This window comes from Massilia hydrophila (assembly GCF_020208145.1).
GTDB lineage: Bacteria > Pseudomonadota > Gammaproteobacteria > Burkholderiales > Burkholderiaceae_D > Telluria > Telluria hydrophila.
In genome coordinates, this window is record NZ_JAHYBX010000003.1 from 156,530 (window position 1) to 176,474 (window position 19,945).

The 19,945-nt window shown below is 68.5% G+C and carries 12 protein-coding genes and 3 tRNA genes; 10 read left to right on the forward strand and 5 right to left on the reverse strand.

What is annotated here, in order from left to right; genetic code table 11:
* Nucleotides 1-14: 14 nt before the first annotated feature.
* The gene (gene arsC / locus LE190_RS10280; RefSeq protein ID WP_307734697.1) at nucleotides 15-362 is read right to left on the reverse strand and encodes an arsenate reductase (glutaredoxin); all 348 of its coding nucleotides are present in this window, start codon (nucleotides 360-362) and stop codon (nucleotides 15-17) included.
* 178 nt (nucleotides 363-540) lie between these two features.
* Between arsC and LE190_RS10285 the strand changes: the two genes are divergently transcribed.
* Nucleotides 541-1,173, forward strand: a complete 633-nt coding sequence (locus tag LE190_RS10285; protein WP_225238609.1) for a 1-acyl-sn-glycerol-3-phosphate acyltransferase — start codon at nucleotides 541-543, stop codon at nucleotides 1,171-1,173.
* Between the two features lie 39 nt (nucleotides 1,174-1,212).
* Here LE190_RS10285 and LE190_RS10290 read toward each other — a convergent pair whose 3' ends face one another.
* Both LE190_RS10290 and LE190_RS10295 read right to left on the reverse strand, forming a co-directional pair.
* Nucleotides 1,213-2,865, reverse strand: a complete 1,653-nt coding sequence (locus LE190_RS10290) for a SulP family inorganic anion transporter (RefSeq protein WP_225238610.1) — start codon at nucleotides 2,863-2,865, stop codon at nucleotides 1,213-1,215.
* Nucleotides 2,866-2,943: 78 nt separating this feature from the next.
* Nucleotides 2,944-4,419 (reverse strand): GGDEF domain-containing protein, encoded by a 1,476-nt coding sequence (locus LE190_RS10295; RefSeq protein WP_225238611.1) that lies wholly within the window; start codon nucleotides 4,417-4,419, stop codon nucleotides 2,944-2,946.
* Between the two features lie 171 nt (nucleotides 4,420-4,590).
* Between LE190_RS10295 and LE190_RS10300 the strand changes: the two genes are divergently transcribed.
* The 5 genes from LE190_RS10300 to LE190_RS10320 all read left to right on the forward strand — a co-directional run bounded on the left by LE190_RS10300 (nucleotide 4,591) and on the right by LE190_RS10320 (nucleotide 9,982).
* Nucleotides 4,591-5,556, forward strand: a complete 966-nt coding sequence (locus LE190_RS10300; RefSeq protein WP_225238612.1) for an SDR family oxidoreductase — start codon at nucleotides 4,591-4,593, stop codon at nucleotides 5,554-5,556.
* A gap of 14 nt (nucleotides 5,557-5,570) precedes the next feature.
* On the forward strand, nucleotides 5,571-6,677 hold the full coding sequence (gene ku / locus LE190_RS10305) for a non-homologous end joining protein Ku (protein ID WP_225238613.1): 1,107 nt from the start codon (nucleotides 5,571-5,573) through the stop codon (nucleotides 6,675-6,677).
* A gap of 3 nt (nucleotides 6,678-6,680) precedes the next feature.
* Nucleotides 6,681-6,917 carry a hypothetical protein gene (locus tag LE190_RS10310; RefSeq protein ID WP_224944534.1) on the forward strand — a complete coding sequence of 79 codons (237 nt, stop codon included), beginning with the start codon at nucleotides 6,681-6,683 and terminating at the stop codon, nucleotides 6,915-6,917.
* A gap of 56 nt (nucleotides 6,918-6,973) precedes the next feature.
* Nucleotides 6,974-8,428 carry an App1 family protein phosphatidate phosphatase gene (locus tag LE190_RS10315; RefSeq protein WP_225238614.1) on the forward strand — a complete coding sequence of 485 codons (1,455 nt, stop codon included), beginning with the start codon at nucleotides 6,974-6,976 and terminating at the stop codon, nucleotides 8,426-8,428.
* A 90-nt stretch (nucleotides 8,429-8,518) separates the two neighbouring features.
* The gene (locus LE190_RS10320; protein ID WP_225238615.1) at nucleotides 8,519-9,982 is read left to right on the forward strand and encodes a catalase; all 1,464 of its coding nucleotides are present in this window, start codon (nucleotides 8,519-8,521) and stop codon (nucleotides 9,980-9,982) included.
* 16 nt (nucleotides 9,983-9,998) lie between these two features.
* On the opposite strand, the gene ligD is transcribed toward LE190_RS10320, so the two are convergent.
* Nucleotides 9,999-12,674, reverse strand: a complete 2,676-nt coding sequence (gene ligD, locus LE190_RS10325) for a DNA ligase D (protein ID WP_225238616.1) — start codon at nucleotides 12,672-12,674, stop codon at nucleotides 9,999-10,001.
* Nucleotides 12,675-12,808: 134 nt separating this feature from the next.
* On the opposite strand from ligD, the gene LE190_RS10330 reads away from it, so the two are divergent.
* Nucleotides 12,809-13,756: a D-2-hydroxyacid dehydrogenase gene (locus LE190_RS10330; RefSeq protein ID WP_225238617.1), complete on the forward strand. Its 948-nt coding sequence runs from the start codon at nucleotides 12,809-12,811 to the stop codon at nucleotides 13,754-13,756.
* A 2-nt stretch (nucleotides 13,757-13,758) separates the two neighbouring features.
* On the opposite strand, the gene LE190_RS10335 is transcribed toward LE190_RS10330, so the two are convergent.
* Nucleotides 13,759-17,727, reverse strand: a complete 3,969-nt coding sequence (locus LE190_RS10335) for a sensor histidine kinase (protein WP_225238618.1) — start codon at nucleotides 17,725-17,727, stop codon at nucleotides 13,759-13,761.
* 108 nt (nucleotides 17,728-17,835) lie between these two features.
* Between LE190_RS10335 and LE190_RS10340 the strand changes: the two genes are divergently transcribed.
* The 3 genes from LE190_RS10340 to LE190_RS10350 all read left to right on the forward strand — a co-directional run bounded on the left by LE190_RS10340 (nucleotide 17,836) and on the right by LE190_RS10350 (nucleotide 18,493).
* Nucleotides 17,836-17,912: transfer RNA gene (locus tag LE190_RS10340), tRNA-Arg, on the forward strand.
* Nucleotides 17,913-18,097: 185 nt separating this feature from the next.
* Nucleotides 18,098-18,174, forward strand: a tRNA-Arg gene (locus LE190_RS10345).
* A 242-nt stretch (nucleotides 18,175-18,416) separates the two neighbouring features.
* Nucleotides 18,417-18,493: transfer RNA gene (locus LE190_RS10350), tRNA-Arg, on the forward strand.
* The last annotated feature ends 1,452 nt before the right edge of the window (nucleotides 18,494-19,945 follow it).

The following is a 19,945-nucleotide window of genomic DNA, read 5'->3' on the forward strand; positions in this document are numbered from 1 at the left end:
CAGGCGATCAGGGCCTAGAGGATCTCGTGCACCAGTTCGAAAGGACGGCACAGGCGCACGCCCTTGGGCGTGACCACGAACGGACGGTTGATCAGCACCGGATGCGCGACCATGGCGTCGAGCAGGGCCTCGTCATCGACGCCAGGCTGGTCCAGCCCGAGTTCGGCGAACGCGGCTTCCTTGCTGCGCACGGCGTCGCGCACCTCGAGGCCGGCGGCGGCGATCAGTGCGCGCAACTGTTCGCGCGAAGGCGGATTGGCCAGGTAGTCCACCACCGTCGGCACATGGCCCGCCTGCTCGATCGCCGCCAGGGTATTGCGCGAGCTGCCACAGCGCGCATTATGATAAATCGTGATATCCATTCGGAGACAACCCATCAATATTGATTATATGGTGGCGGCATCATAACCAGAGTGAATCGCCGACGCCAGTATTTTCCCTTGTTCCATGGCTTGGCTCACTATAGAATTCCTCGCTTAATTTTCTGCAGGCACACAAAACCTGTTGAAAATACAAGAACTTGATTGCGACGGAGACACGATGAGCGACCACCTGATGCGCCCCGCAGCCCTGCCTACCTGGGGCCAGCGCACCGCCTTGCGCCTGCTGAACCTGGCTGGCTGGCAGCTGCACTACAAGCCCCTGCCGGGTCCGCACGGGATCGCCGTGGTCTACCCGCACACCTCGAACTGGGATTTCCCGATCGGCCTGCTGAGCAAGTGGGCACTCGGCCTGAAGTTCCGCTGGGTGGCCAAGGATTCGCTGTTCCGCGGCCCGATGGGCAGGCTGATGCGCTACTGGGGCGGCATCCCGATCGACCGCCGGGCCTCGATGGGCGCCACGCGCCAGCTGGCCCAGACCATGCTCGCCGCACCCTGGTGCTGGGTCGCGATCACGCCGGAAGGCACGCGCGGCTACCGTCCGCACTGGAAGAGCGGTTTCTATCACCTGGCCCAGACCGCCAAGGTACCGCTGCTGCTGGTCTACATCGACTACGGCAGCAAGGTGCTGAGCGTGGTCGATACCCTGGAACTGAGCGGCGACACCGAACGCGACATGGCCGCCATCGCCGCCGTCTACGAAGGCCGGCGCGCCCTCTATCCGGAGAAGGCCGCCCCGATCAAGCTGGCGCCGCCGCGCGACCCATCCGAACCGCAGCGCCGCCGCGCCTGAGCTTGCTGGTTCCTGGCATGTGCGTCAGGCGTCCTGCCTTCAGCGGGCTTCCCGGGCCAGCTGGTCCCAGGCCATCGCCGCGCTCAGGAACACCCGCCCGTTCAGCGCCGCCAGCAGGGTGCTGTCCCTGAGCCGGTCCATCACCGGCCCCTTCACTTCCGCCAGGTGCAGCAGTACGCCGCGCTGGCGCAGCGAGGCATTCAGTTCGCCCAGGCCGAACAGGGCCGAGGTATCGATTGCGTTCACCGCCGACAGCACCAGTACCAGGTGGCGCGTCTCCGGCTGGGCCGCCAGTTCGTCCTCGATGCGCGCATTCACCGCTTCCACGTTGCCGAAGAACAGCCCCGCATCGATACGCAGCATCAGCAGGCCGGGCGCGGTCTCGGTCGTGTAGCGCTCGACGTTGCGGAAATGCTCGCTGCCCGGAATCCGCCCCAGCACCGCGATGTGGGGGCGGCTGGCGCGCCAGATCAGGGCCCCCATCGACAGCGCCAGACCCACCACCACACCCGCCTCCACGCCCAGCACCAGCACGCCGGCCGCGGTGGCCAGCAGCGCGGCGGCATCGGCGCGGTCGTAGCGCCAGGCAGTGTGCAGGGTAGACAGGTCGAGCATGCCCAGCACGGCGATGATGATGGTGGCGGCCAGCACCGGCAGCGGCATCAGGGCCAGCCAGCCGCTCGGCACCACCAGCGCCAGTCCCAGCAGGGCCGCCGTGACGATGCTGGCCAGCTGGCTGTTGGCGCCTGCCGCGAAGTTCACGGCCGAGCGCGACATGCTGCCGGTCACCGGGAAGCCGCCGCTCAGGGCGCTGCCGAGATTCGCCGCGCCCAGGGCCACCAGTTCGCGGTTGCTGCTCAGCTTCTCGGCACGCTTGAGCGCCAGCGCCTGGGCGCCGGACATGCTGATCAGGAACACCATGAAGCCGATCAGGAGCGCCGGCTGCAGCAGCGCCTGCCAGTGGGAGGATGACGTCGCCAGGTTCAGCCCCGGCAGGCCGGCCGGTACGGCACCGGTGGTGGCCACGCCGCGCGCCTCCAGGCCGAGTCCGGCCACGAGGGCGACGCCGCCGAGTACCACCAGCATCGGGGCCAGCTTGGCGCCGATGTCGGCCGCCACCGGCGCCAGGCCGAGGCGGCGCAGGGTGCCGGCCAGGTAGCGCCGCGCCCACAGCAGCGCGAGCAGCGCGCCCAGTCCCAGCGCCGCGCTGGGCCCGTGCGGCGCGTCCGGCCAGCCCGGCTCGCTGCTGCCCAGCAGCGGACGCAGCTGGCCCCAGGCGATCAGCAGCGCCGAGCCGATGGTGAAGCCGCTCATCACCGGACGCGAAAAGAAGTTGGCCAGGAAGCCGATGCGCAGCAGCCCGCAGGCCAGCAGCACCGCGCCCGACAGCAGGGCCAGCTGCGCGGCCAGCACCCCGTACAGCGCGCTGCCGGGCGCGGCCAGCGGCGCCAGGGTGGACGCGGTCATCAGCGAGATGATCGCCATCGGCCCCACCGACTGGGTGCTGCTGGTACCGAACAGCGCGTACAGCACGGGCGGCACGATGCTGGCGTAGATGCCGACGACCGGCGGCAAGCCGGCCACCAGCGCATACGCCATGCCCTGCGGGATCATCATCATGGCCACGACGATGCCGGCGCTGATATCGCCGGGCAGCATCGCGCGCCGGTACTGCTGCAGCCAGTGGAGCATGCTTGGGTCTACCTGGAAGGACGGAGTCGAAAAAGGCGCTAGCCTAGCACAGCGGGCGCGGTCTGCCGCCCCCCCTGCTTACTGCATCGCCAGCTCGACGCAGTTGCGCCCGGCCCGCTTGGCGCGCGCCAGCGCGGCATTCACGCGCACCACCAGCGAATCGGCGCTCTCGGTCTCGCCCAGCTGGGCCACGCCCAGGCTGACGGTGACGTGGTCGCAACCGGGGATCACGGCGTCGGCGATGGCGGCGCGCAGCTTCTCGGCCATCCGCAGGCCGTCCACCGCGCTGGTGTGCGGCGCGATCACCTGGAAGTCCTCGCCGCCGGAACGCACCAGCACGTCGCTCGAGCGCAGCAGCGCGCGGGCGGTGGCAGCCACGCTGCGCAGCACGATGTCGCCGACCGGGTGGCCGTAGGCATCGTTGACGTTGCGGAAGCGGTCGAGGTCGAAGGCGATCAGGGCCAGCGGCAGGCGGTAGCGGCGCGCGCGCCGGATTTCGCCCTCCAGCAGGAATTCACCATGGCGCCGGTTGGCCACGCCGGTGAGCGCATCGAGCGTGGCCAGTTCGGTCACCCGGCCCAGCAGCGCCTCGTTCTCGCGCGCCAGCTCGGCCGTGCGCAAGCCGAAGGCGGCCAGCTGCGCCAGGTCCGACAGCGTGGCCAGCTGGGCGCGGCCGAAACGCTGCGCCGCGCCGAACATCAGGCACAGGGCGCCGCGCGGCGCACCCGGGCCGGCCCCCGGCAGCGGCAGTCCGAGCACCATCCGCACCCCGTGGCCGCGCAGGGCCGCCGCCAGTTGCGGGACGTCCGCCTTGGCGGGGTCGTCGAGCAGCACGGTCTCGCCGCTGGCGGCGGCCAGCAGGCCGGGAAAGGCATGCTGCAGCGGCGCCGCGCGGGCGCTGCCGTCGACGATGGCCCCCAGGTCGATCCCGGCAGCCGACGGCGCCGCCGCCCGGGCCTGCAGCCGCGGCCGCGGCCCGGCCCCGGTCCCGAACAGGGAGACATGGCACACGCCGGGCCAGCCCAGCAGCGCCGCGCACAGGCGCTCGCCAAAGCCGGCGCCCCCGTCCGCCTCGTCCGCCGCGTCCGCCTCGGCCAGCGCCGCCTGCGCCGCCGCGCGCACCGCCAGCAGCGCGCACGGGTCGGCGGCTTCCGTTTCCGGCACCAAGGCGCGCAGGAAAACGCCGAGCTCGCGCCGCAGCGCCTCCTCCGCGAGCGGTTCGATCAGATAGGACAGCGGCCCGTATGCCATCAGCGCCGGCAGCCAGCGCGCGCCCGCATACGGGCACAGCACCAGCACCGGGGCCCCGGCGCGCGCCGCGACCAGCTCCCCAAGCGCGGCCAGGTCGATGCCGATCTCGAAGCCGTCCAGGTCCAGCACCAGCAGGCTGTCCGGCGCCCCTGCCAGCAGGCGCGCCGCATCGCCCGCGTCGCCGGCCAGGCGCAGTTGCGTGAACAGGCCGGCGCAGGCTTGCGCGAACGCGGCGCGGCGCGGCGCGGCCGGATTGAGGTACACGCCGCTGAGGGGACGCTGTACGCCTTCCTGCTCGGACATCCAGGCTCCTTTCGTCGGGTGGGTCGGGGTGGAAAACGATGGGGAGTTTGCCATAAAGACACAGGCCGGGATAGCGAAGAATTGTCGCCGAGTGTGTGGAAGCGCACCGTCGGCAAGCCCGCCGGCGTTGAATACTCACCCGGTCGATGGCAACGATCACGGGAGTGGAAGATGGCAAACGAAGAGGATGTGGCGAACAAGCAGAAGGCGATCCAGAACCGCCAGGACCAGCGCGACGGCAGCATGCAGAAAGGCGGCGGCGACGAGCCGGTCCAGACCGGCGTGCAGCAGCCGGCGCCGCCCATGCCCGAGCAGCACCTGGCCAAGCCCGGCATCGAAGCGCAGATGGCGCTCAAGCCGAAGTTCATGGCCGAAGGCTACAAGGGCAGCGGCAAGCTGGAAGGCATGGCGGCGATCGTCACCGGGGCCGATTCCGGCATCGGGCGCGCGGTCGCGGTGCTGTTCGCGCGCGAAGGCGCCGACGTCGCGGTGATGTACCTGAACGAGCACGAGGACGCCGAGGAAACCCGGCGCTGCATCGAGGCCGAGGGCCGGCGCTGCATCACCATCGCCGGCGACGTGAAGGACGCCGCCTTCTGCAACGATGCGGTGGAGAAGGTGGTGGCCGAGTTCGGCCGCCTCGACGTGCTGGTCAACAATGCCGCCTTCCAGGAACATGCCGGTTCGCTGCTCGACATCACCGAGGAGCGCCTCGACGAGACCTTCCGCACCAACATCTACGGCTACTTCCACATGGCGCGCGCCGCCCTGCCGCACCTGAAGGAAGGATCCTCGATCATCAACACCGGCTCCGTCACCGGGCTGAAAGGCTCGGGCAAGCTGCTCGACTACTCGGCCACCAAGGGCGCGATCCACGCGTTCACGATGTCGCTCGCGGCCAGCGTGATCGACCAGGGCATCCGCGTCAACTGCGTGGCGCCCGGGCCGGTCTGGACCCCGCTGAACCCGGCCGACCAGTCGCCGGAACAGATCAAGGAATTCGGCGCGAACACCACCTACAAGCGCCCGGCCCAGCCGGAGGAACTGTCGCCGGCCTACGTGTTCCTGGCCTCGCCCGTGTGCTCGGGCTACATCACGGGCGTGATCCTGCCGGTCACCGGCAAGGTCGGCGAATAAGGAAGGAGCAGCCTATGCCGCGCAGCATGTGGAAGGGTGCGATCAGCTTCGGGCTGGTGCACATCCCCGTCGATATGTACCCGGCGGTCGACAACAAGGGACTCGACCTGACCATGCTCGACCGGCGCGATTTCTCGCCGGTCGGCTTCAAGCGCTACAACAAGGGCAACGGCAAGGAAGTGTCCTGGGACGACATCGTCAAGGGCTACGAGTACAGCAGCGGCGAATACGTGGTGCTGTCCGAGGAAGACCTGCGGCGCGCCAACCCGGAGGCCACCCAGACCATCGACATCGTGGCCTTCGTCGATGCCGCCGATGTCTCGCTGCTGTATTTCGAACAGCCCTACTACCTGGCCCCCGGCAAGGGCGGCGACAAGGTGTACGCGCTGCTGCGCGAGACCCTGCGCAAGGCGGGCAAGATCGGCATCGCGCGGGTCGTCATCCGCGTCAAGCAGCACCTGGCCGCGCTGGTGTGCGTGGGCGACGTGATCGTCATGAACACGCTGCGCTATGCCGACGAGATCCGCGACGCGGGCGAGCTCAAGATTCCCACCGCGCACGACAGGAAGGCCGCCATCACCGACAAGGAACTGCGGATGGCGATGGCGCTGGTGCAGGGCATGGCCGAGGACTGGGAACCGGAGCAGTACCACGACACCTACCGCGAAGACGTGCTGGCCCTGATCGAGAAGAAGGTCAAGGCGCACCAGACCAAGACCATCACCATGCCGGAACCGGGCGAGCAGAAGCGCGAGACCGGCAAGGTGATCGACCTGGTCTCGCTGCTGCAGGCCAGCCTGGGCAAGAAGCCGTCGAAGGCCGCGGCCGAGGACGAGGACGACGACGACGAACCGCCGCCGAGCAAGAAGCGCCGTCGCGCCGACGAACAGGAAGAGGAAGAGGACGAGGAAGCAGCGCCGCCACGGGCACGCAAGACCGCCGCGCACGGCACCGACCGGGTGGCCGCCAGCGGCGCCGCGCCCAGGCGCAAGAGCGCCAGCAAGGCCGCGGCCAAGCCGGCGGCGAAGCGGGTTTCGACAGCGTCGAAAACGAGCGCAAGCGCCGCCAAGTCCACCGGCGCACCATCGACGGCCGCCCCGCGCCGAAGGAAGGCGGCGTGACGGATGGATGAATTCATCGACTTCCTCCAGTGGCCGGCGATGCTGGTCACCCTGTTCGCCGCCTACCTGATCGGCTCCAAGCGCGCCGAGCGGCGCGTGTTCGGCTTCTGCATGTTCATCCTCAGTAACGTCTTGTGGATCATCTGGGGCATCCACGACGAAGCCTGGGCCCTGATCGCGCTGCAGGCCGCGCTGATGGCGACCAACGTGCGCGGCATCTTCAAGAACGAATCCGGCTAGCGCGGATGGCCGCCGGGAGCGATACTTGCCATCACCACCATCATCGACCTGCGCCCATGCCAGCCACCTCCCTGCCCTTCCTCGTATTGAGCCGCGCCGGCTTCGACGACATCGCCGCCCGCGTAGACCTGGGCAAGGCCAGCCTCTTCCTCAACCCGGGCCTGCTGACCGAAACCGAGATCGCGCGCCTGCGCGAGCGCGGCACCGTCGTGCACGTGATGGCGACCACGGTCGATCCGGGCAAGGCGCAGGACGTGCAGCAGGCCCTGCTCCTGACCCGCAACGAGGCCGGCGGCATCTGGGTCGAACGTAGCGCGCCGCGCAGCGTCGCGGCGGCCACCGACCAACTGCGTCCCCTCGATACGGGCGTCGTCCCGGCCACCCCGTTGCGGCGGCGCCTGGCGCACGGCGCCGGGGCGCTGGCCAGCGCCGCCCTGGCGCGGCTGCGCACACCCGGGCGCGGGCGGCGCCTGATGGTCCTGCCCTACCTCGGCTTCGGCAACACCGGGCGGGTCTGGGTCAAGGGTCGCCTGCTGGACGAAGCGGACTTCCGTGAGCAGGACAGCGCCGACAGCGGCTGGCAGAACCTGGTGGCCCTGTACCGGCGCCTGGAATCGGACGAAGTGGCCGGCGCGCGCGTACTGGCCCATTTCGGCGGCGCCACCCACGCCACCGAGACCGACGGCGGCGGTTACTTTGCCTTCGACTTCGTGCCGCCCGCGCCGCTGGCGCACGGCTGGCACGAGGTCGAACTCGAATTCCCCGACAGTGCCGGGCCGGACGGCGGCACGCTGCGCGCACGCGCCGGGTTCAAGGTGGCGGCGCCGGGCGCGCGCTTCGGTATCATCAGCGACATCGACGACACCGTCCTGTGGACCAACGTCACCAACAAGCTGAACATGGCGCTGATGCTGGCGCGCAGCAACCACCACACGCGCAAGCCCTTCAAGGGCGTGGCCGGCTTCTACCGCGCGCTGCGCGACGGCATCACGGGCAACGAGGACAATCCGCTGTTCTATGTCTCGAGCAGTCCCTGGCACCTGTACGGGCCGCTGGTGGACTTCCTGAAGCTGCAGGACATTCCCCTCGGTCCCCTGCTGCTGCGCGAACTGAGCGTGCGCCAGGTGCTCAAGATCGGGGAACATGGCAGCCACAAGCTGGAACAGATCGAGCGCATCCTCGGCTTTTACCCGGAGCTGCAGTTCGTGCTGATCGGCGACAGCGGCGAGCAGGATCCGGAAATCTATACCGAGATCGTGCGCCGCCACCCGCAGGCGGTGCGCATGATCTACATCCGCAACGTGAATCCGGACCCGGCCCGCATCGACGCCCTCGACGGCCTCATCGCCGAAGTCAGCGCCACCGGGGTGCAACTGGTGCTCTCGCCCGACAGCGTGTTCGCCGCCGCGCACGCGGCTGCCGAGGGGCTGATCGCGGTTGACCGCCTGGCGCAGGTACGCTCGGACAAGCGCGAGGACGACCTGGCACCGCCCACGAAGGCTGGATTATGAAAATCTATCAAACCGATATAATTAATTATATTTATTAATTTCTCGTGGAGCCATAGAATCTCCCTATCAATATTGCCGAGGAGATTCAAAATGCATCCAGCCCGCCACACCACCGCATCCGGCATCCCGGTTGCCGATGACCAGAATTCGCTCAGTGCCGGGCCGCGCGGCCCGCTGCTATTGCAGGACTTCCACCTGATCGAAAAACTGCAGCACTTCAACCGCGAGCGCATTCCCGAGCGCGTGGTGCACGCCAAGGGCTCGGGCGCCTACGGCACCTTCACGGTGACCCACGACCTGCGCGCCTACACCAGGGCCAGGCTGTTTTCCGGAATCGGCAAGCAGACCCCGGTATTCCTGCGCTTCTCGACCGTCGGTGGCGAAAAGGGCAGCGCCGATACCGAGCGCGACCCGCGCGGCTTCGCCCTGCGCTTCTATACGGAGGAAGGCAACTGGGACCTGGTGGGCAACAACACGCCGGTGTTCTTCATCAAGGACCCGATCAAGTTCCCGGACTTCATCCACACGCAGAAGCGCGACCCCCAGAGCAACCTGAAGTCCGCCAACATGATGTTCGATTTCTGGAGCCACGCGCCGGAAAGCCTGCACCAGGTGACGATCCTGTTCTCCAGCCGCGGCACGCCGGATGGCTATCGCCACATGGACGGCTTCGGCAGCCATACCTACAGCCTGGTCAACGAGGCGGGCGAGCGCGTTTATGTGAAGTGGCACTTCAAGACCCGCCAGGGCATCCGCAACCTGAGCGCGGCCGAGGCCGTGCGCCTGGCCGGCACCGATCCGGACCACGCAGGACGCGACCTGTTCGAGGCGATCGGGCGCGGCGCGTTCCCCCAATGGGACGTCAAGGTGCAGGTCGCTACCAGCGCCCAGCTCGCCGAATGGGAGGCGCGCACCGGCTGGAATCCCTTCGACCTGACCAAGGTCTGGCCGCATGGCGACTTCCCGCTGCTGCCGGTGGGCGTGCTGGAACTGAACCGCAACCCCGACAACTACCATGCGGAGGTCGAGCAGGCCGCCTTCTCGCCGGCCAATGTGGTGCCGGGCCTGGGCTATTCGCCCGACAAGATGCTGCAGGGCCGCCTGTTCGCCTACCACGACGCCCAGCTGTACCGGGTCGGCGCCAATCACCAGCAGCTGCCGGTGAATGCCCCGCGCTGCCCTTTCCACAACGGGCAGCGCGACGGCGCGATGGCGTTCACGAACGGCGGCGCCGCGCGCAACTACGCCACCGTCGATGCCGGGCGTAGCGGCGCCTTCGGCATGGGCCACGGCGAGCCGGGGCTGGCGCTCGATGGGGAAGCCGGCCGCCATGATCCGCGCGGCACGGACGACGACACTACCCAGGCCGGCAACCTGTTCCGCCTGATGGCGGCGGGCGAACGCCAGATCCTGTGCGACAACCTGGCGGCGGCCCTGGCCGGCGTGGACGAGGACATCCTGCAGCGCCAGCTGCGCCAGTTCGACCGCGCCGATCCGGGCTACGGGCACGGCGTGCGCGTGGCGCTGGCGGAGCGCGGGCGCCACGCCGGCTGACCGGCGCCGGCCAGCGCTACTCCTCGAAGCCGAGGATCTTCATTGCACGGGTGATCCCCTTGGCGGCCTTTGCATAGCCGGCCCAGGGGGCGTTGCCCTTGTCCAGCCGCGTATGCACGTTGGCCACGGTCCACTGCGTGCTGGACTTGAGGCGCATGAGTTCATCCCATTCGAGCGGCACCGAGATGCCCATGCCGGGCCGGGCGCGTGCCGCCCAGGCGCAGATGGTGGTGGCGCCGCGCCCGTTGCGCAGGTAGTCGATGAAGATCTTGCCGACCCGGTTCTTGGGCCCGCTCTTGAAGGCGAAGCGCTCGGGCAGCGTGGCCGCCAGGTGGCGCACGATCGCCTGCGAGAAGGCTTTCACGGTGTCCCAGCCGTACTCCGGCTTGATCGGCACCACCACGTGCAGGCCCTTGCCGCCGCTCGTCTTCAGGAAGGACGGCAGCCCCAGTTCGTCGAGGAAGGCATGCATGATCTGCGCCGCCTCCTGCATGGCGCGCCATTCCACGCCCTCGCCCGGGTCGAGGTCGAACACCATGCGGTCCGGCGTCTCGTAGCTTTTCGCCAGCGCGTTCTGGGTGTGCAGCTCGATCGCGTTCCACTGCGCCACCGACAGCAGGCCCTCGATGCTGGCGATTTCCAGCATCGGTGGATTGTCCGGGTCGAGCGCCGGATCCATCTGCTTCACGCCGGGCAGCTTCTTCACGTCCGCATGCTTCTGGAATACCAGCTCGGCGCCGATCCCGGCCGGGGCCCGCACCAGGGTCAGCGGGCGGCGTTTGAGGTGTTCCATCATCAGCTCGCCCACCAGCGCGTAGTAGCGGATCACGTCCAGTTTCGTGATCCCGGTGGAAGGATCGACCACGCGTTCGGGATTGGTCACGCGCAGCTTGTCGGGCAGCTTGCCGTGCAGGCCAGGCGGTGGCGGCGAGACCGGCTCGTCGGCCAGGGCCGGCTTTTCGACCTCCTCGACCGGGCGCGGCTCCTCGCGCGTGATGCCCTTGGCCGGCTTGTCGCTGCGCAGGCCCTGGAACACCGGATGGCGCACCGAGCCGGTACTGGTCCATTCCGAGAAGCTCACTTCGGCCACCAGCACCGGTTTGACCCAGTGGTGCTGGCGCCCGGGCACGGCGCGCGGCGGAAAGGGGCTGTCGTCGCTGCGCAGCGCTTCCAGGCGTTCCTTCAGGTCCATCAGGGACGCGTGGTTGAAACCCGAGCCCACATTGCCCGCGTAGCGCAGCACGCCCTCGCGGTCGTAGGTGCCGAGCAGCAGCGAACCGACGCCCTTGCGCGAGCCCTTCGGGTCGGTGAAGCCACCGATGACGAATTCCTGGCGCAGTCCGCACTTGAGCTTGATCCACTCGGGCGAGCGCCGCTCCACGTAGCGCGAATCGCGCCGCTTGCCGATCACGCCTTCGAGGCCGATCTTGCAGGCGGCCACCACCAGCTGGTCCGGGTCGGTGCCGAATTCGGCCGAGAAGCGCACCTTGTCCGACTTCGCCTTCTTCAGGACCTGTTCGAGCGCGGCGCGCCGTTCGACCAGCGGCACGTCGCGCAAGTCGTAGCCGTTGCAATAGGGAGCGTCGAACAGGAAGTACACGATGTCGGCCGTGCGCACGCCATCGAAGGCCAGCTGCAGCAGGCCGAAGTTCGGCTTGCCCTGCTCGTCGTGGACCACGATCTCGCCATCGTACCAGCCGTCCGGCAGCCCCATGCGCACCAGCTCCTCGTGCAGCGGCTGCAGCCTGTCGGTCCAGTCGTTGGCGTTGCGCGTGATGAGCCGCACTTCGCCGCCCTCGACCCGGGCCAGCATGCGGTAGCCGTCGAACTTGACCTCGAACAGCCAGTTTTCCGGATCGTGCGGAGGGGCGTCGACCAGCGTTGCCAGTTCCGGTGTGAAGTGTTCCGGCAGCGCGGCCGGTTTCACGCCGTCCGGCAGCGCAGGCGCGCGTTTTTTTCCGGATTTCGCGCCGGTTTTTGCACTGGATTTCGCGGCGGATGTTGGCGCGGACCTGGCGGCCGGCTTTGCCGTGGATGCTGCAGCCGGCTTGGCGGCCGCGCGCTTGCGGGCCGGCTTGCGCCCTTCTTCGACGTTCGCCTGCGCCTTCAGCGCCGCCACCTTGGCCCGGCCGCGCTTGGGCATCGGCAGCTCCTTGACGCTGTCGGGCATCTCGTCCACCACCGAGAATTCCTCGGCCGGGCGCGCGTATTCGTCGTTTTCCTTGATCAGGAGCCAGGCTTCCTGGCGCTCGCCGGCGCGCGCCTTCATCCGAACCAGCGCCCATCTGCCGCGCATCTTGTGACCGTGGATGGCGAACTTCAGGCTGCCCTTGCGGTAGCCCTCCTGCGGGTCGCCCACGGGCTCCCAGGTGCCCTTGTCCCAGATGATCACCTTGCCTGCGCCGTACTGGTTCGGCGGAATCGTGCCTTCGAAGTCGGAATACGAGATCGGGTGGTCCTCGACATGCACCGCCATGCGCTTGTCGTGGGTATCGTAGCTGGGTCCCTTGGGCACGGCCCAGCTCTTCATGGTGCCGTCCAGCTCGAGGCGGAAATCGTAGTGCAGGCGGCTCGCCCAGTGTTTCTGGATGACGAAGCTGAGCGCCTCGGGACTGGCCGTGCCGCCTTCGGCGGGCTCGGACGTGATGTCGAAATTGCGCTTGGCCTTGTACAGTTTGAGCGCGTCTGGCATGTGGCACCTCCCGGCTATCGGCGTGCAACCAGTGTAGGCCGGGCCAGGGGACGCGACTGTACGCCAGCTAACCCAGCCCGCGCCGGCGGCCGCGCCGCGGCTACAATGGGGCTTTCCCACGCCGCGAGGCTGCCATGCACCGTATCGTCTTCCTCGACCGCGACAGCCTGCAGGCCCGGCTGCGCCCGCCCGCCTTCGCCCATGCATGGCGCGACCATCCGAACACCGCCGCGGACGACGTTGTAGCGCGCCTGCAGGGAGCCACGGTGGCGGTGACCAACAAGGTGCCGCTGCGCGCCGAGGCCCTGGCGCGCCTGCCCGGGCTGAAACTGGTGGCGGTGGCTGCCACCGGCACCGATCACGTCGACCTCGCGGCCTGCCGCGCGGCGGGTATCGCAGTCGCGAACATCCGCGACTACTCCGTGGTATCGGTGCCGGAACACTGCTTCGCCCTGCTGCTGGCCCTGCGCCGCAACCTGCGTGCCTACGCGGCCGACGTCGAGGCCGGGCGCTGGGAGCGCTCGAGCCGCTTCTGCCTGCTCGACCACCCGATCGGCGACCTGGCCGGCAGCAGCCTGGGTATCGTCGGCTACGGCGCTCTCGGGCGCCGCGTGGCCCAGCTGGGGCGCGCCTTCGGGATGCGGATCCTGGCCAGTTCGCGCTCGCCGGTCGCCGACGGCGACGTGGTCCAGCTGCCCCTTGGCGAACTGCTGGCCGCCAGCGACGTCGTCAGCCTGCACCTGCCGCTCACCGCCGAGACCCGCCACCTGATCGGGGCACGCGAACTGGCCCGCATGCAGCCGCACGCGCTCCTGATCAATACCGCACGCGGCGGCCTGGTGGACGAGGCGGCGCTGGCCGAGGCCCTGCTGGCCGGACGCATCGGCGGCGCCGGCTTCGACGTGCTGGCACAGGAACCGCCCGATCCGGCCAATCCGCTGCTGCGCCTGCGCCAGCCGAACTTCATCCTGACCCCGCACGTGGCCTGGGCCAGCGCGGGAGCCATGCAGACCCTGGCCGACATGCTGGTCGATAACATCGAGGCCTGGGCCGCCGGCCGGCCGCGCAACCTGGTGGCCTGAACTCAGGTCCTGGCCGGCTCCGGCGGCCCGGGCGGTGCTTCCGGCGCCAGCGCCACCAGCGGCAGCTCGAGGATGAAGGCGGCGCCCTGGCCGGGCGTGCTGTCCACCCGCAGCGTGCCGCCCAGCAGCGTGGTCGCGATGTTCCAGCTGATGTTCAGCCCCAGGCCGCTGCCGCCCTGTCCCATGCGGGTGGTGAAGAAGGGGTCGAAGATGCGCGCCAGGTGCTCCGGCGCGATGCCGCGTCCGTCGTCGCGGAACACGATGCGCACCGCCGCGCCATCGAGCGGCGTGGCCGACAGCAGCATGCTGCCGCCCGGTCCCGCGAAGGCATGCGCCAGCGCGTTGTTGATCAGGTTGATCAAGACCTGGCCGAGCGGGCCGGGGAAGCTGTCCATCACGATTCCCGCCGGCAGCGCCAGTTCGAGCCGGTGCCCGGCCAGGCGCACCGTGTTCATCATGGTGGCGACGATCTCCTGGCAGGCCTGGGCCAGGTCGAAACGGCGGCGCTGGGCGCTCGCCTGGTCGACCGACACCTGGCGGAAGCTGCTCACCAGTTCGGCCGCATTGTGCAGGCTGCGCATGATCAGGGCCGACGCTTCGCGCGAGGCGGCCACGTAGTCGGCCAGGTCGGAACGGCGCAGGCTGGCGCTGTCGAAGCGCGCCGCGATGTCGCCCGTGCGCTCCTGCAGGGTACTGGCCATCAGCAGGCTGTTGCCGATCGGGGTGTTCAGCTCGTGGGCCACGCCCGCCACCAGCGATCCGAGCGAGGCCAGCCGCTCCTGGGCCGCCAGCTGGGCCTGGGTATCCTTCAGCTGGCGGTAGGCGCTGGCATTGTCGAGCGCTACCGCGGCGTACGCGGCCAGGGTTTCCAGCATGTCCAGGTGGACCTGGCCGTAGGCCGCGGCGGCCGGGCTCAGCACGCACAGCGCGCCCAGCACCCGCTCGCCCACCATCACCGGCACCACCAGCAGCGAGCGCGGCGCCAGGCCGGCGCGCCAGGCGCAGGGCAAGGCCCGCGCCCGGGCCAGCGCATCGTCCGCCGCCAGCTCCGGCAGGCAGGCGTGCAGCGCCTCCTGCACCGAATAGCCCTCGCCGGCGTGCACTTCGCGCGCGTGGGCGATCACCCAGGCAGCCAGGTAGCGGCGCGGATCGTCCGGCACTTCCAGGCCCGGGCAACGCACCCCGTCCGCCATCGCGAAGGCATACTCCAGCGTGCCGCGCCCGGGCTGGCGCAGCACCACCGCGAACAGGCCGGCGTCCATCAGCGCACGCACCTGCTCGTACAGGGCGCGCAGGATCGCTTCCTGGTCCAGGTTCGCGGTCAGCGCGCGTCCGATGTCGGACAGCAGCGCGATGTTGCGGTGCGCCTGCTCCACGACCTCCTTCTGTTCCTCGACTTCGCGCTTGCGCCGTTCCACCGACGCGTTCTGGCGCCGCAGTTCCTCGGTGCGCGCGCCGACCTCGCGCTCGAGCAGCAGCTTCTGCGCCACCAGCGCCCGCACCCGCAGCCGGTAGCCGGCCGTGGCCAGCGCCAGCACGGCCAGCACCGCCAGCGCGCGGAACCACAGGGTCTTCCAGAATGGCGGCGTGATGCTGATTCTGAGTGTCGCCGGGTGCTCGCTCCACACGCCGTCCTTGTTGCTGGCCCGTACCCGGAAGGTGTAGTCGCCCGGATCGAGGTTGGTATAGCTGGCGAAGCGGCGGCGGGCGTCGGTGTCGACCCAGTCGCGGTCGAAGCCGTCGAGCTGGTAGGCGTAGCGGTTGCCGTCCGGGTCGGCGTAGTGCAGCGCCGCGAACTCGAGCGCGAAGACCGAATCGCGGTGCGACAGCGTCAGGCTGGCCTGGCCGTCGATGTCGGACGCGGCGCGCGAGCGGTTCATGACCAGGAAGTCGGTGATCACGACTTCCGGCGCGTAGGGATTGTCGCGCACCCCGTCCGGCCGGAGCGCACTGAGGCCGTTCACGCCGCCGAAATAGAACTGGCCGTCGCTGGCGCGCAGGCCGGCGCCGACGAAATACGAGCCGTCCACCAGGCCGTCCTTGGCGGTGTAGTTCTTGGCCAGGCCGGTGGCCGGATCGAGCCGGGTGATGCCGTTGGTGGTGCTGGCCCAGATCTGGCCGCCGCCGTCTTCCAGCACCGCGCCGATCGGCAGCGCTTCCCGGGAGGCGGTGAAGGGATAGAAGCGAAAGCTGGCGCCGTCCTTCCCGTATTGCATGCGGTGCAGGCCGCCGGCCGTGCCCACCCACAGCTCGCCGCGCGCCGATTCCATCAGGTAGTAGATGCGGCTATGGCGCAGGCTGTCCGGCCGGGACGGGTCGTGCCGGTAGCGGCTGAAGCGGCCGCTGGCCGGGTCGAAGCGTTCCAGGCCGGTCTCGGTGCCGATCCAGACGATGCCCTGGTGGTCTTCGAGGGCGGCGAAGCCATAGTTCTCGCCCAGGCCGGCGGGATTGGCCGGGTCGTGGCGCCAGCTGCGCACCTGGTCCTGGCCCGGCCCGAGCGCGGCCAGGCCGCCGCGCGTGACGATCCACAGCGTGCCGCTGCGCCCGGCGTGCAGGGCCTGCACGTAGTTGGCGCCTGGGGTGGTGCCCAGGGCCACGTGGCCATAGCTGCCGGCGCCGTCGCGCCAGACCAGGCCGGTCGGGGTGCCGATCCAGGTGCGCCCGTGCTGCCAGGCCAGCGCGCTGACCACCTCGCCCGGCCTGTCGCGCCGGCCGATGCGTTCGATCGGTCCGCCCGGCCGCGCCATCCGCATCAGGCCGTCGCCGGTGGTGCCGATCCAGATCGCGCCACCCGGTTCCTCGGCGATGGCGCGCACCCGGGCCCGCCCCAGGCCCTCGTTGCCGCCGTAGCGCGCGAAGCCGCCGCTGGCCAGGTCGGTGCGGCTGAGGCCACCGAACATGGTGCCGACCCACAGGGTGCCGGTACGGTCGACCAGCATGCTGGTCACCTGGTTGTCGGACAGGGTATGCGGGTCGGCGCGGTCGTTGCGGTAGCTGAGGAAGCTTCCGCTGGCCGGGTCGAGCCACTTCAGGCCACCCATGTCGGTGCCGACCCAGAGCGTGCCGCCGCCGTCGTGGTACAGGGCATTGATGCGCAGCTCGCCCAGTCCTTCCTCGCCGCCGATGCGGCGCCGCTGCGGCTGGGCGAAGGGCGCGCCATCGGCAAGGCGCCAGGCTTCCAGGCCAGCCGCAGTGCCGACCCACAAGGTGTCGCGCGGTCCCATCGACAAGGCCAGGACGGTATTGCGCTGCAGGTCGACGCCATCGACATCGATGTGCTCGAAGCGGGAAGCGCCAGGCGCGAGCCGGTCGAGGCCGGCCGCGGTGCCGATCCACAGGTTGCCGCGCCCGTCCAGCGCCAGGGCGTTGACACGGTTGTCGCGCAGGGTGCCGGGATCGGCCGGATCGTGGCGGTAGCTGCGCATGCGTCCGCTGTCCGGATCGAGTTGCAGCAGGCCGTCTCCGGTAGCCAGCCACAGGCCGCCGCCGGCGGCCGGCTTGATGGCGAGCACGGCCGGGTTGGCGGTGCGCGCGGCCGGTCCCGTCCCTCGGTCCGGTCCCCCGTCCGCCGCCGGCGCGGCCGGCGCATACCGGACGAACTTGCCGCTGGCCTGGTCATAGCGGGTCAGGCCGCCCTTGGTGCCGAACCACAGCCGCCCCTGCGCGTCTTCGTGGGAGGCCAGCACGTAGTTGTCGGGGATGCTGCCTGGCCGGGCCGGATCGTTGCGGAACACGGTGACCCGGTAGCCGTCGTAGCGGTTCAGTCCGGCCTGGGTGCCGAACCACATGAAGCCGCGCCGGTCCTGCAGGATGGTCAGCACCGACTGCTGCGACAGCCCCTGCTCGATCGACAGGCGTTCGAAGCGCAGGCTGCGCGGGCTTGCCAGCGCACTTGCGCTGCAGATCCAGATCAGGATGAGCGCGCCCAGGAGAGTGCGCAGGGCTTGGCGTCGCGGCGTGCGGGAAAACATAGGACTCCAGTGTCGATCCAACCCGCCTAATCTACCAGAGCTCATTGGCGTACGGAAAAAAATGACACTTCCGCAAACAACAAGGCGCTGCTATAATGCGTGCATCGGGCGGCTGTAGCTCAGCTGGATAGAGTACTTGGCTACGAACCAAGGGGTCGTGGGTTCGATTCCTGCCAGCCGCGCCAGAATATGAGGGACCAGATTGAAAAATCTGGTCCCTTTTTTCGTTGTGCCGCGGCCGCGCCGCATGTCCATGCCTGGTCCGGCGCCTCGGCCGCCACGCCCGTCGAGCAGGATGAGGACCCGTTCGTGCACGGTGCCAATGAGGCTTTGCCAATGCGGCATACCCCTGCTATAATGCGTGCATCGGGCGGCTGTAGCTCAGCTGGATAGAGTACTTGGCTACGAACCAAGGGGTCGTGGGTTCGATTCCTGCCAGCCGCGCCAGAATATGAGGGACCAGATTGAAAAATCTGGTCCCTTTTTTCGTTGACCCATCCTTCCTCTGCCGCTGCTCGCCCCTGCCGTACACGCGGCGCCGGCGGCGAAAGCACGCTTCGCGTCCCCATCGTCGCATGTCGTTCGTTGCGGCGTCGTGAGGCCATTTGCCTGTCGCGGACATGCCCACTATCAACGTCCCCACAAAGATTTTGCCATTTCCCGAGGTGCTGCTATAATGCGTGCCTCGGGCGGCTGTAGCTCAGCTGGATAGAGTACTTGGCTACGAACCAAGGGGTCGTGGGTTCGATTCCTGCCAGCCGCGCCACTTCTTTAAAATGGCTCAGAAGCGATTCTGAGCCATTTTTCTTTTGTAATGCGATGCTGCGCATCCAGGACCCACGCTGCTGGGCAGGCACCTGCTACGGCTGCGCTCCAGTTCGGTCTGGCCCGCCCAATAAGTGATCGTCCAGAACGCCAACGAGGCTGAGGCGGCGTACCCAGCCGCGAGCAATGCTCCACCAGGTGCGTGTCGAAGTCTCGTCTCCAGTGTTCCGGGGTAGGCCGTCACGACTTCGAACATCAGATAGAAAACCGGCCCGATCAAGGTTCCGAGCACGGCATAGGCCAGCAGGCTCCGGATACGGTGTCGATGCAGGACAAGATACGCCGGGATGCCGAGAACGAGCACTGCAGCGTAAGCGAAAACCGACAATACGTAAGGAAAAAAAAACGGCCGTGTCGCCCATCCCCTTCCAAAAGAAATTGTAGAGATATAAGAGCGCGCTGGGAAACGCTGGCGCTATAAGAAAACCAATCGCCGCACGGACACCTTGGGACATACGCTCCTCATTATCGGCACATCCTGTTTTACACTGTGACACCGACTCGTTGTCTGGCGTGACGCGCAGGCTATCGCGAAGGGCCGGATCCGGCCCACCGCGAACGCTTGAACAGGATGCGCGTTACGCCCCTGAAGAATCGCGCACCTACGATGCCACCGAAGGGCGCTCCACTCAAATTATTGCACTCAGCTTTCAACTTTCCCGGAGACTGCCCACTGCCGTCCTGGGCTGCTCCGGGTTCCCGATGCAAGACGGCTCCGGCAAGGAGAGTGGCTACGCGCCTGCGCACAAGGAATTCCATCTTCGTTCGCGCATCGGGAAAGGCGCATCCTAGCAGATGCGGTATCGTCGAAATACGTGAATTTCCACATCATCCCAGCTCCGGTCTGGCCCGCCACTGGCCTGCGGTAGCGTCCTCCACACACGCAATGGCAGGCATGCCGGCTTTTCAGCTCATGGTCCCGTGCACGCAATCTGCGGGATATCGATGCGCTGGACAAGCCGGTCTGGCGTCGAGAATACATTGGCACGTTCCATGCATGCCGCGGGCAAAGGAAGTTGCCTGCTCCTGGAACAGGTTCTTGAAGGCGCTGGCCGCATCGGGTCGCAGATGAACCCTTCGGACTGCAATGCCGCCACCGCTGCGTCCAGCGGCATGCCGGGCCTCACCAGTGCATGGAGATAGGCCGCGAAGCGTTCATCGTCGGGACTGTAGCAGCCGGCCAGGCAGGCCATGCCCAGGAGCGCAAGACATGATTTCATCATCGTTCTTTCGAACAGGTACGGCCGCCAGGATATACCCCCGCTCCTGGCCGATGGCGGGTAGCCAGGAGCGACCGGTACTCCCGAACGCTGCGGCCGTGGCAACCGGGTTAGCCTTGCCAGACCTTCCCGGGCATGCGGGCACCGTACGCCTGCCCCCGCTCCTGCCTACG

Bases quoted from the DNA above. Each gene is read 5' to 3' on its own strand.
- LE190_RS10310 (WP_224944534.1), top strand. From the start codon at position 6,681: ATGGATGAATTCATCGACTTCCTCCAGTGGCCGGCGATGCTGGTCACC.
- LE190_RS10290 (WP_225238610.1), bottom strand. From the start codon at position 2,865: ATGCTCCACTGGCTGCAGCAGTACCGGCGCGCGATGCTGCCCGGCGAT.
- LE190_RS10300 (WP_225238612.1), top strand. From the start codon at position 4,591: ATGGCAAACGAAGAGGATGTGGCGAACAAGCAGAAGGCGATCCAGAAC.
- LE190_RS10315 (WP_225238614.1), top strand. From the start codon at position 6,974: ATGCCAGCCACCTCCCTGCCCTTCCTCGTATTGAGCCGCGCCGGCTTC.
- LE190_RS10320 (WP_225238615.1), top strand. From the start codon at position 8,519: ATGCATCCAGCCCGCCACACCACCGCATCCGGCATCCCGGTTGCCGAT.
- ku (WP_225238613.1), top strand. From the start codon at position 5,571: ATGCCGCGCAGCATGTGGAAGGGTGCGATCAGCTTCGGGCTGGTGCAC.
- ligD (WP_225238616.1), bottom strand. From the start codon at position 12,674: ATGCCAGACGCGCTCAAACTGTACAAGGCCAAGCGCAATTTCGACATC.
- LE190_RS10330 (WP_225238617.1), top strand. From the start codon at position 12,809: ATGCACCGTATCGTCTTCCTCGACCGCGACAGCCTGCAGGCCCGGCTG.
- arsC (WP_307734697.1), bottom strand. From the start codon at position 362: ATGGATATCACGATTTATCATAATGCGCGCTGTGGCAGCTCGCGCAAT.
- LE190_RS10335 (WP_225238618.1), bottom strand. From the start codon at position 17,727: ATGTTTTCCCGCACGCCGCGACGCCAAGCCCTGCGCACTCTCCTGGGC.
- LE190_RS10285 (WP_225238609.1), top strand. From the start codon at position 541: ATGAGCGACCACCTGATGCGCCCCGCAGCCCTGCCTACCTGGGGCCAG.
- LE190_RS10295 (WP_225238611.1), bottom strand. From the start codon at position 4,419: ATGTCCGAGCAGGAAGGCGTACAGCGTCCCCTCAGCGGCGTGTACCTC.